General features: G+C 46.5%; 15 protein-coding genes and 1 riboswitch. Of the genes, 6 read left to right on the top strand and 9 right to left on the bottom strand.

Annotation, left to right across the window (positions count from 1 at the left end; all coding sequences use genetic code 11):
* Nucleotides 1–6: 6 nt before the first annotated feature.
* Nucleotides 7–402, bottom strand: coding sequence for a dihydroneopterin aldolase (locus tag ICN49_RS01020; RefSeq protein ID WP_216164629.1), 396 nt, complete (start codon nt 400–402; stop codon nt 7–9).
* A gap of 14 nt (nt 403–416) precedes the next feature.
* Nucleotides 417–1,232 (bottom strand): SDR family oxidoreductase, encoded by an 816-nt coding sequence (locus tag ICN49_RS01015; RefSeq protein ID WP_216164626.1) that lies wholly within the window; start codon nt 1,230–1,232, stop codon nt 417–419.
* Between the two features lie 25 nt (nt 1,233–1,257).
* Between ICN49_RS01015 and ICN49_RS01010 the strand changes: the two genes are divergently transcribed.
* Nucleotides 1,258–2,445 carry a class I SAM-dependent methyltransferase gene (locus ICN49_RS01010; RefSeq protein ID WP_216164623.1) on the top strand — a complete coding sequence of 396 codons (1,188 nt, stop codon included), beginning with the start codon at nt 1,258–1,260 and terminating at the stop codon, nt 2,443–2,445.
* On the opposite strand, the gene ICN49_RS01005 is transcribed toward ICN49_RS01010, so the two are convergent.
* From ICN49_RS01005 to ICN49_RS00995, 3 genes are read right to left on the bottom strand one after another with little or no spacing between them, the layout of a single operon-like run.
* Nucleotides 2,442–3,569, bottom strand: a complete 1,128-nt coding sequence (locus ICN49_RS01005; RefSeq protein WP_216164620.1) for a tRNA nucleotidyltransferase/poly(A) polymerase-related protein — start codon at nt 3,567–3,569, stop codon at nt 2,442–2,444. The two genes, ICN49_RS01010 and ICN49_RS01005, sit on opposite strands and share 4 nt — an antisense overlap.
* A 4-nt stretch (nt 3,570–3,573) precedes the next feature.
* Complete coding sequence (locus ICN49_RS01000; protein WP_216164617.1) at nt 3,574–4,482, bottom strand: complex I NDUFA9 subunit family protein; 909 nt, start codon at nt 4,480–4,482, stop codon at nt 3,574–3,576.
* Nucleotides 4,483–4,500: 18 nt separating this feature from the next.
* Nucleotides 4,501–6,441, bottom strand: coding sequence for a lytic transglycosylase domain-containing protein (locus ICN49_RS00995; RefSeq protein WP_216165267.1), 1,941 nt, complete (start codon nt 6,439–6,441; stop codon nt 4,501–4,503).
* A 79-nt stretch (nt 6,442–6,520) separates the two neighbouring features.
* On the opposite strand from ICN49_RS00995, the gene ICN49_RS00990 reads away from it, so the two are divergent.
* Complete coding sequence (locus ICN49_RS00990) at nt 6,521–7,141, top strand: 5-formyltetrahydrofolate cyclo-ligase (RefSeq protein ID WP_216164614.1); 621 nt, start codon at nt 6,521–6,523, stop codon at nt 7,139–7,141.
* A gap of 1 nt (nt 7,142) precedes the next feature.
* Here the strand turns inward: ICN49_RS00990 and metF are convergent, their stop codons facing one another.
* The 3 genes from metF to metK all read right to left on the bottom strand — a co-directional run bounded on the left by metF (nt 7,143) and on the right by metK (nt 10,857).
* Nucleotides 7,143–7,973: a methylenetetrahydrofolate reductase [NAD(P)H] gene (gene metF / locus ICN49_RS00985; RefSeq protein ID WP_216164611.1), complete on the bottom strand. Its 831-nt coding sequence runs from the start codon at nt 7,971–7,973 to the stop codon at nt 7,143–7,145.
* Nucleotides 7,974–8,004: 31 nt separating this feature from the next.
* Entirely contained in the window at nt 8,005–9,456 is a 1,452-nt protein-coding gene (gene ahcY, locus ICN49_RS00980; protein WP_216165264.1) for an adenosylhomocysteinase, read from the bottom strand.
* Between the two features lie 61 nt (nt 9,457–9,517).
* A riboswitch (S-adenosyl-L-homocysteine riboswitch) is annotated at nt 9,518–9,623 on the bottom strand.
* Between the two features lie 67 nt (nt 9,624–9,690).
* Entirely contained in the window at nt 9,691–10,857 is a 1,167-nt protein-coding gene (gene metK / locus ICN49_RS00975) for a methionine adenosyltransferase (RefSeq protein ID WP_216164608.1), read from the bottom strand.
* 203 nt (nt 10,858–11,060) lie between these two features.
* On the opposite strand from metK, the gene ICN49_RS00970 reads away from it, so the two are divergent.
* The 3 genes from ICN49_RS00970 to dapF all read left to right on the top strand — a co-directional run bounded on the left by ICN49_RS00970 (nt 11,061) and on the right by dapF (nt 13,782).
* Entirely contained in the window at nt 11,061–11,921 is an 861-nt protein-coding gene (locus ICN49_RS00970) for a lysophospholipid acyltransferase family protein (protein ID WP_216164605.1), read from the top strand.
* 28 nt (nt 11,922–11,949) lie between these two features.
* Nucleotides 11,950–12,849 (top strand): LpxL/LpxP family acyltransferase, encoded by a 900-nt coding sequence (locus tag ICN49_RS00965; protein ID WP_216164602.1) that lies wholly within the window; start codon nt 11,950–11,952, stop codon nt 12,847–12,849.
* 78 nt (nt 12,850–12,927) lie between these two features.
* Complete coding sequence (gene dapF, locus ICN49_RS00960) at nt 12,928–13,782, top strand: diaminopimelate epimerase (protein WP_216165262.1); 855 nt, start codon at nt 12,928–12,930, stop codon at nt 13,780–13,782.
* A 9-nt stretch (nt 13,783–13,791) separates the two neighbouring features.
* Here dapF and pyrE read toward each other — a convergent pair whose 3' ends face one another.
* The gene (gene pyrE, locus ICN49_RS00955; RefSeq protein WP_216165259.1) at nt 13,792–14,460 is read right to left on the bottom strand and encodes an orotate phosphoribosyltransferase; all 669 of its coding nucleotides are present in this window, start codon (nt 14,458–14,460) and stop codon (nt 13,792–13,794) included.
* 248 nt (nt 14,461–14,708) lie between these two features.
* Here pyrE and ICN49_RS00950 point away from each other — a divergent pair, with 248 nt between their 5' ends.
* Nucleotides 14,709–15,092 (top strand): hypothetical protein, encoded by a 384-nt coding sequence (locus ICN49_RS00950; protein WP_216164599.1) that lies wholly within the window; start codon nt 14,709–14,711, stop codon nt 15,090–15,092.
* Nucleotides 15,093–15,170: the final 78 nt, after the last annotated feature.

The following is a 15,170-nucleotide window of genomic DNA, read 5'->3' as shown; positions in this document are numbered from 1 at the left end:
AAAAAATTAAATTGGTTTCATTCGAAATACTTCAACGCCGACTGAATGGCAATCAGGATATACATCGGGCTTGGCAGTGCTGACGCGCGCAGCCAACACTTTTGGATGGACCAACATTGCCGTCACGATGTCATCGCAAAAGGTTTCTTGTAAATGAATATGTCCCTGCGAGGCCCGCGCCTTAATGGTTTCACGCATAAAGTCATAATCAACTACTTCATCCAACTGATCCTGACTTGGAGTATTCATTGCCAGCGGAATATATAAATCGACATTCAGAATCACGCGTTGTTCTGCCTTCTTCTCAAAATCATGTACACCGATATTGATGTAGATCTCATAGTCACGCAAGAATAAACGGCGACAATCAACTAAAGCAGGATGAGAAAGAATAGCGTGCATAAATAGTTGCTTTATTAGGGTGTTTTAAACATCACATCGCGTGATGAAGATAAAAGATGCTGACCGCCATCGACATACAAAGTGGTGCCGGTAATTGCGCTTGCCTCCGCTAAAAATACAGCAGCCTTTGCAATATCAACCGGTGTAGATGATTTTCCTAAAGGCGTCATCTGATGCGCCTTAGAAAAGCCTGCTTGTGTTTGGTCTCCCGATGGCAGAGAAATTCCTGGGGCTAAACCGACTACACGTAAGTAAGGAGCAAAGTCCATGGCCAAGACTTCGACCGAGGTCAACAATGCCGCCTTAGATAAGGTGTATGACAAATAATCGGGATTGAGATTAATGAGTTTCTGATCGAGTAATTGGATGACGGAGGGCAGTGATTCATCATCGCTATTTTTTACATTATTTTTTTGCGTTTCGAACATTAATTGGGCCAATAGAATTGGCGTGACTACATTCACCTGCATATGTTCTTGCAAGCTTTTACTGGTCAATTTGGAATCGGAGTTAGCGCGGTCATACTCAAAAATCGAAGCGTTATTCACTACACAATGCAGGCCAGAAAATTGACTCGCCACTGCAGCAAAGAGTACTGTGACTTCTGCTTCATTTGCCAAATTTGCCTGAAATGCTTGCGCCGTCCGCCCTAACTTCTGAATCTGGGCTACTGTCTCCTGGGCTTCAGCCTCAGATCGCCCATAATGAATAGCAACATCCCACCCTTGACGGGCAAACTGCAAAGCAATTTCACGACCCAGGCGCTTAGCTGCACCGGTCACTAAAACCGCTTTATTTTGCTTGGATGGGGAAGTTGAACTAGGGTTCAATTAAATTCTCTTAGACTAGCGAGCTATGGATATTACCTTGACCAGCCTTGAAATGGAGCATAGCAAGCTCCTAGGCAGCAAAATTGCCACTGAAATCGCATCCCAAGGCGGCTGGATCGCCTTTTCTCATTATATGGAAATGGCCTTATATGAGCCGGGAATGGGGTATTACAGTGCCGGGGCCCACAAACTTGGAGCAGGCGGAGATTTCACAACAGCCCCTGAGCTCAGCCCTCTGTTCGGGGCTGCAATTGTTTCCACCATCCTGCCAGTCCTCGAGGGGCTCAAGGCTCAAGGCCTTCCCGCTAAGATTCTAGAGTTTGGCGCAGGCACCGGCAAATTGGCCGAGTCCATTCTGACTCGACTAAATGACCTTGGTTTCCAGTTAGATGGCTACGACATTATTGAGATCTCACCAGATCTAACCCAAAGACAGCAGGAACGACTTCATAAGCTTGCAGCAGAACTTGAGCTCTCCACAAAATGCTCTTGGTTGAGCTCCCTAACAGAGAACTTTAAAGGCGTCATTCTCGCCAATGAAGTGATTGATGCAATTCCCTGTGACGCCATCATTTACCAAAATGGCTTTTGGTATTGGTGTGGAGTGAGCTTTGCCGAAGATAAATTCTTTTGGAAAACCGGTAAGCCCGTTGAGCAGGCCTTGCTGCCAGAGAGTCTTCTGAGTGGAAATTTCTCAGAAGGCTATGTCACCGAATTACACCCACAAGCAAATGCTTGGATTCGCCAGATTGCCAAACAATTAGATGCTGGTTTATTTCTCACCTTCGATTATGGCTTTCCAGAGAGCGAGTACTACCACCCACAAAGAATTGAAGGCACTCTGATGGCCCATCATCGTCATCATGCTATTCAAGATCCTTTTTATTTACCTGGCTTATGCGACTTAACAACCCACGTGGAGTGGGCACAGATTGCCAGAAGCGCACTTGCAGAGAATGTTGATGACGTCTACCTCACCAATCAAGCAGCCTTTCTGCTGGATGCCGGTATCGGAGATATCGCCCTAGAAATTGGCGATCCAAGCAATCCAGAAACTTTCTTGCCAATCTCCAACTCGTTACAAAAGTTGCTTTCGGAAGCAGAGATGGGTGAACTATTTAAAGCGTTTGCGTTTTCAAAAAAGCTAGACGATCTGCTGCCAGGATATGTTCTTGAGGACCTTCCAGGCCTTAGAGGCAGAAATAGACTTTAATGTAGCGCCACAGTAATTGCTGCAAGTCTTGCGGTTTCAACTGCACTGCGGATTCTTTCGCCATTAGAGCGGTCTTCAGCAGCCAGCCCAGCAATAATGTTTGCTGGGTTCAAAGCCTGCGCTTGTTGCATAGCCTTAATCAATCCGGATACATTCAGACCAATTCTATTCATAAGATCTAACAGCGCTTGAGCGCGATCCGGCTTGCGCCACACATCAGCGCGATTGAACCAAGAGAGGACATCTACTACTTGGTAGATGCCATGAGGATTTTTACTGATGAACACATTCAATTCGCTAAAGATTTCGCTAAAGTCACGTACCTCGATGGGCATGCGCACACACTCAGACCAAGAACGAATTTCACTAGCAGGTGTATTCATCAACACAACAGCGCAACGACTCTCTAAATTAGCAGGGGTTTCATGAAGATGTGCCATGAGGTTTTCGCGAGACGGCTCTTTCTGCAGATCCACCACTACTGATGAAGAAAGAATTATTTTAGCGGCACCAGTATCCAATAGCACCTGAAACATTCGCATAGGCCTGCTTGCAACCAACCCCCTTGCAAGCTCTTGCCAAATACGTTCTGGTGATAAAGCATTTAACTCGCCTGACTCCACAATCGCCTTTAATGCCGTCATGGTTTCATCGGCGACAATAAATTCAGGGAAGCGAGCAGCAAAGCGAGCGATCCGCAGTAAACGTAATGGGTCTTCAGCAAAAGCATCTGACATATGACGAAATACTTTTTCAGCAAGATCTCGTTGGCCGTTATAAGGATCAATAACAGAACCAATAAGCTTGCCGTCAGCAGCGACTTCTTGCGCCATGGCATTGATTGTTAAGTCGCGACGCTCTAAGTCCTGCTCGAGGGTAACAGCAGGATCTGCATGAAATAAAAATCCTTTATAGCCCTTGCCAGTTTTTCGCTCTGTCCGAGCCAGGGCATATTCAGCCTGAGTTTCAGGGTGAAGGAATACTGGAAAATCTTTCCCCACTGGACGAAATCCCTTGGCAAGCATTTCATCTACGCTAGAGCCAACGACTACATAGTCGATATCGTGCATGGGTAAACCCATGAGCGTATCGCGAATGGCGCCACCAACAGCGTAGATCTTCATTTGCTTACTTCATACCTTCTAAGCTACGTCGATTAATACCAAATACTTCGACTAATGCATCTTGTCTATTGACTGGCAGAATATTGGGCAACTGCATAGAGGCAATATTGTCACGTGACATCAATGTCGGCACTGGTAAAAACTCAAACGCCAAAGCCTGCAAACGACCTACAAATGCAGGCACAGGAATAATGGCGCAAGCAGTTTGTGCTTTGCGGGCTGCAAAAGAGACAATCTCTTTCATCGTATACGCGGTAGGTCCGACTAAATCATATGACTGATGAATTGTCTGGGGCATTTTGATAGACTTTACAAACGCATCAGCCACATCGTCTACGCTGACTGGTTGGAATTGAGCCTCACAATTGGCTAGAGGCAACACTGGCAGCCATTTTGTTAAGGTTGAAAACAGATTAATGAATTGGTCTTGCGCGCCAAAGATGACTGAAGGCCTAAAGATTGTCCACTCAAGACCGCTTCCTTTAACTTCATGCTCACCATCACCCTTACTGCGTTGGTACATTGAAGGGCCATTGGAATCTGCGCCTAATGCGCTCATATGTAAATAGCGTTTTAGACCATGCATTTGCATGGCGGTCATAATATTTTTAGGCATGTCTACGTGGGCCGCCTTAAAGATCTTGCCATAAGGCTGAGCAGGCTTATCGTGCAATACGCCAACCAAATTAATAACGACTCCATTGGGCTTGATACGCGCGCATAAATTTTGCAACTCATCAAACTCATGCACGTCTGCATCTTCCAAATGTACTTTAGGCAAAATGCGTAAGTCACGGGCAGCGGGTAGATGACTCGTTGGCAGCAGCACAGAATACCCGGCTGCCTGCAGTTTTGCCGCAAGCACTCGCCCTACAAATCCATTGCCACCGATAAGAAGAATGTCATATTTCATAGTGTCCGATTTTTGTGATTAAGGCAATTCTGATTGAGTGGCCGCTTTGGGCGATATCACCCCTAAGCGCTGCTTTAAAGATTGTGCTTGGCCCTGCATGACTGATGAATAGTAATTAGCATTCGATAAAACGTTCTTCACATAAGTACGGGTTTCATTAAATGGAATCGTCTCAGCAAAAATCGCCCCTTCAGTGGGACTGCTTAATTTTTCACGCCAGGCCTTAGAGCGAGATGGTCCTGCGTTATATGCTGCAGAAGCCAACACCCAAGAACCATCTAAATCTATCAAGACCATATTGAGATAGTTGCTTCCCAAAGTCAGGTTGGTATTGGTATCACTCAACTTGTCATTGGTGTAGTTAACCATACCAATTTTCTTGGCAACATACTTGGCTGTATTGGGCATCACCTGCATCAGGCCTGATGCGCCAACTGATGAAGAGGCATTCATAATGAAGCGGGACTCTTGACGAATAAGACCATACGCCCAAGCTAAGTTCAAATCAATCTGGCGTGCAATCGGTGATAACTGATCACGGTAGGGCGTTGGGTAACGCAAACTAAAATCATGCTCTTGCTTTGTTCGATCGGCAGTATTGACTACGCGATCATATAAGCCAATTCGTTTGGCATATTCAGCAGCAGCAAGCAATTGCTTATCCGTCATATTGCGCAATTCCCAGTTCCACTCGCGATTGCCTTCAAAGCGCAGATTCATGGCATAAAAACGATCACCCCTAATGAAGCCTTTGCGACTTTCCATCGCATCAATATCCTGCTCGGATACCTTGGTGCGTGTTGGGGCGTGATTGGATTTGCCAAGCTCTTCACGGGCTAGCTGCCCATAGAAGTTGTACTGATCAGCAATGAGTTCATAACTCTCACGAGCTTTAGCATCCTGACCATCCACCTTCAAAGCGCGGCCATACCAATAGGTCCAAGCGGGATCACGACTACGGACTGCAGGGTTCATGCCCTCAATGGCATTTTTCACTAGCGTCCAATCTTTAGCACGCAAACCGGCGCGCACCTTCCACTCCTGACTTTCAGTAGAAAGTAATTCGTTGTAGCCCAAGTCTTGTTGTAAGCGATAAGCATCGTCCGCATTTGAATCTAATTTCTTGGCCAAGAACTGCCCAATGACACCCCAAACAACAGCTTGATTCTCTTTGCTGTAGCGCGAAGCATTCTGAGAGAAATCCTTAAATGTCCTTACAGGGTCTGCTTTAGCGCCCCTGACAATATCTGCGATGGGATCTTCCCCACCAAGTCGGCGCGACATCGTATCAAACCCCATTTCGCTGGCAGCGCGCCCCACAGCCTTGGCCTCACTGGGTGTCATGCCACCTGCAGCCACCAATGCAGGAACTAATTCTTGGCAAGCGGAACCAAAATAGGATGGGTTAATAAGTACTGCGCGTGCGTCAATTGCTAATTTTGTAGGATTGTCACCCTGCGCTAACTTGGACTGTAGGGCGTAACATTTCACTTGAGTATCGTCATCCAATACGAACTTAGCGTATTCAGAATCAAAACTTGCCCAGTCCTTGCGCTTACCCAACACAAGCAACCAATCATTGCGCATCCGATCTGCTAAAGCCGTCCCCTCGTATTGACTTAAAAACCCATTGACCTGAGCGTCGGCACTGGTATCAGCCCTGGCACCGCCAGCACTGTCAAAGAGCTGAGGCTTAATCCTAAAATAAGCTACATAGTCGTCATAAGGATAATTGGGCAAGCTAGAGGCTAATTGCTGCGCCCGAAATACATCATTCTTCTTAGCCGCTTCACGCAACTCAATAAAAGTTCTATCGCTATCAGTGATTTCAGCAGGAGCTGCCTTACTTGCATAAGACTTCGGAAGATTAGGTTTTTTAACTTTTTCAGCAAAGGCATTGGGCGCAAGGAAAATCAAGCCGGAAAACAACACTCCAGCCAGCTTGTGACGCCCAGTCATCAGAATATCAAACTTCTTTTTCACTATCTAGCCTTATACATAATTACTTTTTACTATATCTATTAATTTTCGCCTGATAATGCCTGGTATGCACGGTAATTCGCTAAAAACTTTACGCCAAGAACTGCTAACGCAAAGAACGCATTTTGCTGCTGGCGCAAGCTATCCAGAAAGTCTGAACAATCTGACTGCAGGGCTAAGTCAATTCCTGGGTCAACAAAACCCATCGTCTGTTGCGCTATACGTACCCATTCAAAATGAGCCGGATCTACGCCCTACACTCCTATCCTGGGCTTCTAGCAATAACGAGCACCAATTAGCACTTCCTTTTGCGCGCCCTGATAAACATCTTGAGTTTTATACCTGGGAACCTGGCGATGTACTCATACCAAGCAAGCATCATGTTCCTGAGCCTGATCCCAAGAACGCTCAACGCCACCCAATCATTCCTGATTGCATTCTCATCCCCTGTGTGGGCTGGTCCCAATCTAAGGTGGGCAGCAAAAACCATTATTGGCGCCTTGGCTATGGGGGCGGCTACTTTGACCGCACACTAGCCCAATTGCGCAAAGCTAAACCCAGCTTATTGTGTCTCGGCGTAGGGTTTGATTGGCAACAGTTAGATGATGCTCAATGGCAGGCTCAAAAACACGATGAGCCCTTAGATTTTATGCTAACTGAGTCTGCCCTAAAAGGCTAAATTACTTCGCTAGATCTAAGTTATCTGCAATTGCTAAAACAGCGTCAGCCTGATTGAGTGAGTAGAAATGTAAACCCGGGGCACCAGCAGATAACAACTGATCACACAGATCGGTCACCACATCTTCGCCAAATGCACGGATTGAAGCAATGTCATCACCATAAGATTGCAAACGCAAACGAATCCAACGCGGAATCTCAGCGCCACATGCATCAGAGAATCGCAACAGTTGACTGCTATTGGTAATCGGCATGATGCCGGCAATGATCGGCTGAGTTACACCTAAATCGTATGCCTCATCCGCAAAACGGAAATAGGCATCACTATTGTAAAAATACTGAGTGACTGCAGAGTTGGCGCCAGCTTTCATCTTCTGCACAAAGAAATCAATATCGCTTGCAGGGGACTTGGCTTGTGGATGCGTTTCTGGATAGGCTGCTACATCAATATGAAACCAATCGCCCGTCTCCGCACGAATAAACTCCACCAACTCATTTGCATGATGAAACTCGCCATACTGACCCATGCCAGATGGCAGGTCTCCACGCAATGCCACGATGCGCTTAATACCTAATGCTTGATACTGCTTGAGCATCTCCCGAACACTCTCGCGAGAACTGCCAACGCAAGATAAATGTGGGGCAACAGCTGCACCGGCAGCATGAATATCGCTCACTACTTTTAAAGTGCCAGACTGAGTAGAGCCACCAGCACCAAAAGTCACGGAATAGAACGCGGGCTTGAGTGATTCACTCAAGCGCTCGCGCACCAGCTGCAACTTATTCTCACCTTCAGGTGTTTTAGGAGGAAAGAATTCGACGCTTAATTCCATGATTTTGGGCCTATGGCTTGTATTGCTTTAATTAATAACGGTAGTGGTCGGCCTTGTAAGGACCTTCCTTGGTAACGCCGATATAGGATGCCTGCTGATCAGACAGCACAGTCAACTGCGCATTAAGAGTCTTCAACTGCAAGCGTGCAACCTTTTCATCTAAATGCTTAGGCAATGTATAAACACCGACTGGGTATTTATTGGTGCCGACTGCATTCCATAATTCAATTTGCGCAATCACTTGGTTAGCAAATGATGAACTCATCACATAAGATGGGTGGCCCGTACCGCAACCGAGATTTACCAAACGACCTTTAGCCAAAATAATGATGCGCTTCTCAGGCTTACCATTAGCTGCCGGGAAAATCACATGGTCAACTTGAGGTTTGATTTCTTCCCACTGATATTTTTCAATACCAGCAATATCAATCTCGTTGTCAAAGTGGCCAATGTTACAAACAATGGCTTGGTTCTTCATCTTAGCCATATGGTCATGTGTAATCACGTGGTAGTTACCGGTTGCTGAAACAAAGATGTCCGCTTTGTCAGCAGCGTAGTCCATTGTGACAACACGGTAGCCTTCCATCGCCGCTTGCAATGCGCAGATTGGATCCACTTCAGTCACCCAAACTTGAGCAGATAACGCACGCAATGCTTGTGCGGAACCCTTGCCTACGTCGCCGTAACCACAAACGACTGCAACTTTACCGGCAACCATCACGTCTGTTGCGCGCTTAATCGCGTCAACTAAAGACTCGCGGCAACCATAGAGATTGTCGAACTTGCTCTTAGTCACTGAGTCATTGACGTTGATTGCTGGGAACTTTAAATCGCCCTTAGCAAACATTTGATACAAGCGATGTACGCCCGTCGTTGTTTCTTCAGTAACCCCTTTTACTTGCGCCAAACGCGTGGAGTACCAAGTTGGGTCCTGCGCCAGTTTGTTTTTGATAGCCGCAAACAAAATGGTTTCTTCTTCGCTAGTTGGGTGATTCAAGCAGGCTTGATCTTTTTCTGCACGAGCGCCGAGATGTAAGAGCAAAGTAGCATCGCCACCGTCATCCAAAATCATATTGGTGAAGCCGCCATCAGCCCACTCAAAGATGCGATGGGTGTAATCCCAATATTGCTCAAGAGTCTCGCCCTTAATCGCATATACAGGTGTGCCATTAGCTGCAATAGCAGCTGCAGCATGGTCTTGCGTAGAGAAAATATTGCATGATGCCCATTGCACTTCTGCACCGAGTGCCTCGAGGGTCTCGATTAAGACGGCAGTTTGAATGGTCATGTGCAATGAACCAGTAATGCGTGCGCCACGTAATGGCTGCCCTGCAGCGAACTCATCACGAATAGCGATGAGGCCTGGCATCTCGGTTTCAGCAATAGCGATTTCTTTACGGCCAAAATCAGCCAAAGAAATATCCGCAATTGCGCAACGAGTTGCTACAAAGTCTTGTAAGTTGAAATCAGAAACGGTACTCATGAATGCTCCAGCTAAATACGATCCAATGCTGGAGTAGAAACTCGCTAGCCATTGAATCATGGGTTAGCGAGCGCGGTTGCAGTTAGCAAACTCCGCTTAGGAGTCCACTCCCTTCAAGCCTGGGGAAACGCTGGTTCTCAGCATTCCTTGCAACGCTCCTTGAAGGTATGGCGAAATTGTAATCAATTTCGCCATATTTCGCTTCAATACAACTACATACTGCTGATTTACCGCTTACAGCCCTGCTGCTGCACGTAATGCAGGCGCTTTATCGCACTGTTCCCAGGTAAATTCTGGCTCTTCGCGACCAAAGTGGCCATAAGCAGCAGTTTTACGATAGATTGGACGCAAAAGGTTCAACATCTTCACGATGCCTTTTGGACGCAAGTCAAAGTGCTCCGACACCAATTGGGCAATCTTCTCGTCTGAAATCTTGCCCGTGCCAAAGGTGCTCACCATGACAGACGTTGGCTTAGCAACACCAATTGCGTATGAGATCTGAATTAAACACTTGCTTGCCAAACCAGCAGCAACTACGTTCTTGGCAACGTAGCGACCAGCATATGCTGCAGAACGGTCAACCTTAGATGGATCCTTGCCTGAAAATGCGCCACCGCCATGAGGAGCTGCGCCACCGTAAGTATCCACAATGATCTTACGACCAGTTAAGCCGCAATCGCCTTGTGGGCCGCCAATAACGAAACGGCCTGTTGGGTTTACCAAAAATTTAATTGCGCCTTTGATCAAGTGTTTAGGTAATACTGGTTTGATAATTTCTTCGATGACTGCTTCACGCAATTTTTCGAGAGAAATTTCTTCATCGTGCTGAGTAGACAACACAACAGTGTCGATAGAGTCAGGTTTGCCATCCACATAGCGCACGGTTACTTGAGACTTCGCGTCTGGACGCAACCAAGTCAAACGGCCATCACGACGCAATTGAGACTGACGCTCCACCAAACGATGCGACAAGTGAATTGGCAAAGGCATGAGCTCAGCAGTTTCATCACAAGCGTAACCAAACATTAAGCCCTGGTCGCCAGCACCTTGATCTAGACCGTCGTCATGTGCCTTATCAACGCCCTGAGCAATATCTGGGCTTTGCTTGTCATAAGCAACTAATACGGCACAACCTTTGTAGTCAATACCGTAGGCAGTATTGTCGTAGCCAATCTCACGCAAAGTATTGCGGGCAACTTGGATGTAGTCCACATTCGCGTTCGTAGTAATCTCACCAGCTAAAACGACCAAGCCGGTATTGCACAAAGTTTCCGCGGCAACACGTGCCGTTGGATCTTGGGCCAGAATGGCATCCAAGATAGCGTCAGAAATTTGATCTGATACTTTATCGGGGTGGCCTTCAGAAACGGATTCTGAGGTAAAGAAGTAATCGTTTGACATTGTGTATTCCTTTAAAAATTAACACGATCTATTGGACAACTCGACGTGCCAGGAACCACAACGGCGACGCTTTAGCAGAATTTTTGAATCGCCCTGCAAGTTGTCTTAACTCGGCGATGGGTTAATTCTATCCGAAAAGCGGCAAAATCATCAAGCCAAATGCTAAATTTGTCCTTATAGCTAGCATTGAATATCATTGAAGAGTGCAAAAACTACTTCTTAAGCTGAGCTTCAACGCGATTGCCCTCCTGCCTCTTGGGGTCATGCAGATCCTTGGGGCATTTTTAGGCCTCTTAGCCTATATTGGATCTAAGCAATACCGCACCCTGTTTCGCACTCAATATGAGGCCGTGGTTCAGAGCCATCAACTCCCCTTTGTCCTTTGGACTGCCGTTGCCAATTCTGGAAAGCTTTTCTCGGACTGCTTGTGGATTTGGAAAAACCCACAAAAAGCAGTCAAACTCGTTGAAATTCAAAACTGGGATGTAGTTGAGAGCGCTATTAATGAAGGCCGCGGTCTAGTGATGCTAACCCCGCACTTAGGTGGCTTTGAAGTTATTCCACGCGTATTGGCGCAACATTTTCCCGCAACCGTTTTGTATCGTCCGCCTCGACAAGCTTGGCTGAACGAAGTGGTAGAGGCAGAACGCGCCTACCCCAATATGGAGTTTGTACCCACCAATTTGAATGGTGTGCGCCAAATGACCAGGGCGCTGATGCGAGGTGAGGCCATTGGTATTCTTCCAGACCAAGTCCCCAATGGGAAGGAAGGCGTTTGGGTGCCGTTCTTTGGTCGTCCCGCCTATACAACGCCACTGCCCGCACGCCTAGCCAATCGCAACCATACGCCAGTGCTGATGTTTACCGCCAAACGAAAATCGCTCGGTCAGGGTTGGTTAATGGAAGTAACAAGGCTTGCACCACTCTCCGAAGATGCGGTACTTGCCGCTACCGAAATTAATCAAGCCTTAGAGCAGGCGATCCTAAAAGCTCCAGAGCAATTTATTTGGGCTTACAACCGCTATAAGCATCCCGCCGGTGCAGAATTGCCGCCGCAGGATTAAAGAGTTAACTATCAATTCATTACTAAAGATGATCTGGTTACAAAACCTTTTCAACTTTCTAGCGCTAAACCTACTGCGCCTTTTTGCCTTTCTTCCTTATTCGCTCACAATTTATATTGGCTATGCCCTAGGCTGGCTTGCAGCCCATATCCCAAATGAGCGCGCAAAAGTAGTAAAGACCAATCTGCGCTTGTGCTTTCCAAATCTCAGCGAGCAGGAAATTGATACCCTTGCGCTCGCGCACTGGAAATTATTGGGACGTAGCGTCATCGAGAGAAGTCGCATCTGGCTGGGTAGCGGTAAACAAATTACAGATATCGTGACCATCAAATCTGCGATTACATTAGGTGACTGCAAGCCACGCTTATTGATCAATCCCCACTTTGTTGGACTTGAGGGTGGTTTCATGGCCCTCTCCGTTTTGGCGAGTCAACACGATTGGCCAAGGGGTGCCGGACTCTACCAAAATATGAAGAATCCTTTTTTCAATCAAAAGATGATTGAGTGGAGAAACCGTTTTGGCGGTAAGTCGATCGAAAGGCAGAGTCGCTTACGCGATCTCATTCGAGAAATTCAAACTGGTAACTTTATTTTTATTGCGCCTGATATTGACCTTGGCCCAAGAGATTCTGTTTTTGTACCTTTTTTTGGTATTCAAACAAACACCATTACATCCGTATCACGCCTTGCAAGACTAAGCGGTGCAGAAGTCTGCCTCATGACTACTACCCTCAACGAAGACCGTAGTGGGTACACCTGCAATATTAGCAATCCTCTCCCCAATTTCCCCAGCGACGATGTCGAGGCAGATACCGCACGCCTTAATCAATGCATCGAAGAACTTGTTCGAGAAAGGCCGGCAGAGTACTATTGGGTACACAAACGCTTTAAACATAGGCCGCCTGGCGAACCCAGCCTCTATAACTAAACGATATCAACTGACTACACGGACATTCTTTTGAGCACGAATTCAAATACACCTGCACGCAAATTACGCTTCACCAAAATGCATGGTGCAGGCAATGATTTCATTGTGCTCAATGGGATTGACCAAGATCTGAGCAATATCACGCAAGAGCAATGGCAAAAACTCTCTCATCGTCAATTCGGTATTGGTGCAGACCAAATATTATTAGTGGAAAAAGCAACTCGACCAGATGCAGATTTTCGCTACCGCATCTTTAATGCTGATGGCGGAGAAGTTGAACAGTGCGGCAATGGTTCACGCTGCTTCGTACGTTTTGTATTGGATCAAGGTCTTTCAAATAAAAACCCCTTGCGAGTTGAAGTTGCGCATACTGTACTCACCTTACTATCTCATCCAGATGGGCAAGTGGAGGTGAATATGGGAGCGCCAATCTTCGAGCATAGCCAGATTCCTTTTAATGCAGATGGTTTAGCTAGCATGCAAGAGTTTCATGAAATGCTCTATGCACTACCGCTCGATCGTCCGGCGAGCCATGATGACTGGGTCGGCGTGGTGTCGATGGGCAACCCGCACGCAGTTCAAGTGGTGGGTGACGTTGACAGCGCTCCGGTGCTTGAAGAGGGTCCCGACATTGAGAAACATCCTGCATTCCCAAAACGCGTCAATGCGGGCTACATGCAAATCCTCAATCGCAAGGAAATCAAACTCCGTGTATTTGAGCGTGGCGCCGGGGAAACGCTTGCTTGCGGAACGGGAGCTTGTGCTGCAGTGGTTTCGGGGATTCGTCGCGGTATGCTCGACTCTCCGGTGCAAGTACATACTCGCGGCGGTGATTTACAAATCGCCTGGGGCGGAATGGTAAACGATGTGGCTCAGCCAGTCATCATGACAGGCCCTGCTGTTACTGTCTTTGAAGGCGAAACAGAAATTTAAGCGATCTGCTTAAATGCCGTACTTCTCGCGATAAGCTTTCACTGCAGGAAGATAATTCGTTAGCTCCGTATCACTGGATGCAGTCAAGAAAGCCATCAAGTCTGTGAGATTGGCAATCGCAATGACTGGCAAGCCAAATTCATTCTCAACTGCTTGCACTGCCGACTTATCGCCAATCTCAGAAGCGGTACCTGACTTCTCCATACGATCTAAGGCAATCAGTACGGCAGCAGGCTGAGCACCCGCAGCGCGGATCAACTCCACCGACTCTCGCACTGAGGTTCCAGCAGAAATGACATCATCGACGATGACCACCCTACCTTTGACAGGTGCGCCAACAAGGGTGCCACCCTCGCCGTGGTCTTTAGCTTCTTTGCGGTTGTAGGCATATGGCACATTACGCCCACTATCAGCTAGAGCAATCGCAGTTGCTGCAGCCAAAGTAATGCCCTTATACGCTGGGCCATACAACATATCAAACTCAATCTTGGACTCTTGCAGCGCTTTTGCGTAATAGCGCCCCAAAGCACTCAGGCGCGCTCCATCATTAAATCCACCTGCATTAAAGAAATAAGGAGATAGCCGTCCCGCTTTGGTTTTAAACTCCCCAAACGACAAAACCTTTGCCTCTAGGGCAAAACGAATAAAGTTAACTTGATTAGAATTTTCTGAGCTCAGAGTATAAGATTCGTTGTAAATATACTTATTAAGTAAGCCATTGATTAATATGGATATTTTGTTAGTAAACGAATTCATTGTCTATATTTCCGAAATTAGTCATCGATTCAAGTCAAAAAAGGCCGCAACACTTCTGCGCTACAACGCCATATGTGCTTAACTATCCATATAGTAAGTTGAAACATACTATGTATAGGCATAGATTTTATATTTTCTAGAAAGCCACCTTAATTATTGAGGGCTTAAGCATGACAGAGCATACAAATGAAGAGTTAGAGGCGATGCTAACTCAAGCGAAAGAAGATCTTCGTATAGAGAAAATGAGGAGTAGATTTAATCGTATTTTCGCCCACCGAAAAGCTCAAACTTATTTAACGCGTCCCAATTCTGTACCATTTGATGAGGAGATCTTTCATCGAAAAGTAACTTACCTCTTCGATAATGCCACCGTTGAAATTGAATATTTATATGATGAGGTTTGGGGCAGCGGTAAGCTGCAATTTTTTAGATACGACTCTAACCTTCAAAAAGTAGATATTGAGGAGGAAATTGAATTAGAGGAGGACGAGTGCCAGTTATTTGAAAAAATGTTTAGGGCAAACAATCTTGTTTTAGATAACAGATTCTTATAAGGCCATACTTTTTCAAACACATCGCTTTTAAGTCCACTCAGCAGTGTCAGCTAACGACCCAAAAGCGACGTTAGTCAA

Origin of the sequence: Polynucleobacter finlandensis, from assembly GCF_018881755.1 — a bacterium.
In the GTDB taxonomy this organism is placed as follows: Bacteria; Pseudomonadota; Gammaproteobacteria; order Burkholderiales; family Burkholderiaceae; genus Polynucleobacter; species Polynucleobacter finlandensis.
The sequence above is the reverse complement of the archived record's forward strand: the minus strand, read 5'-3'. Positions and strand labels throughout refer to the sequence as shown.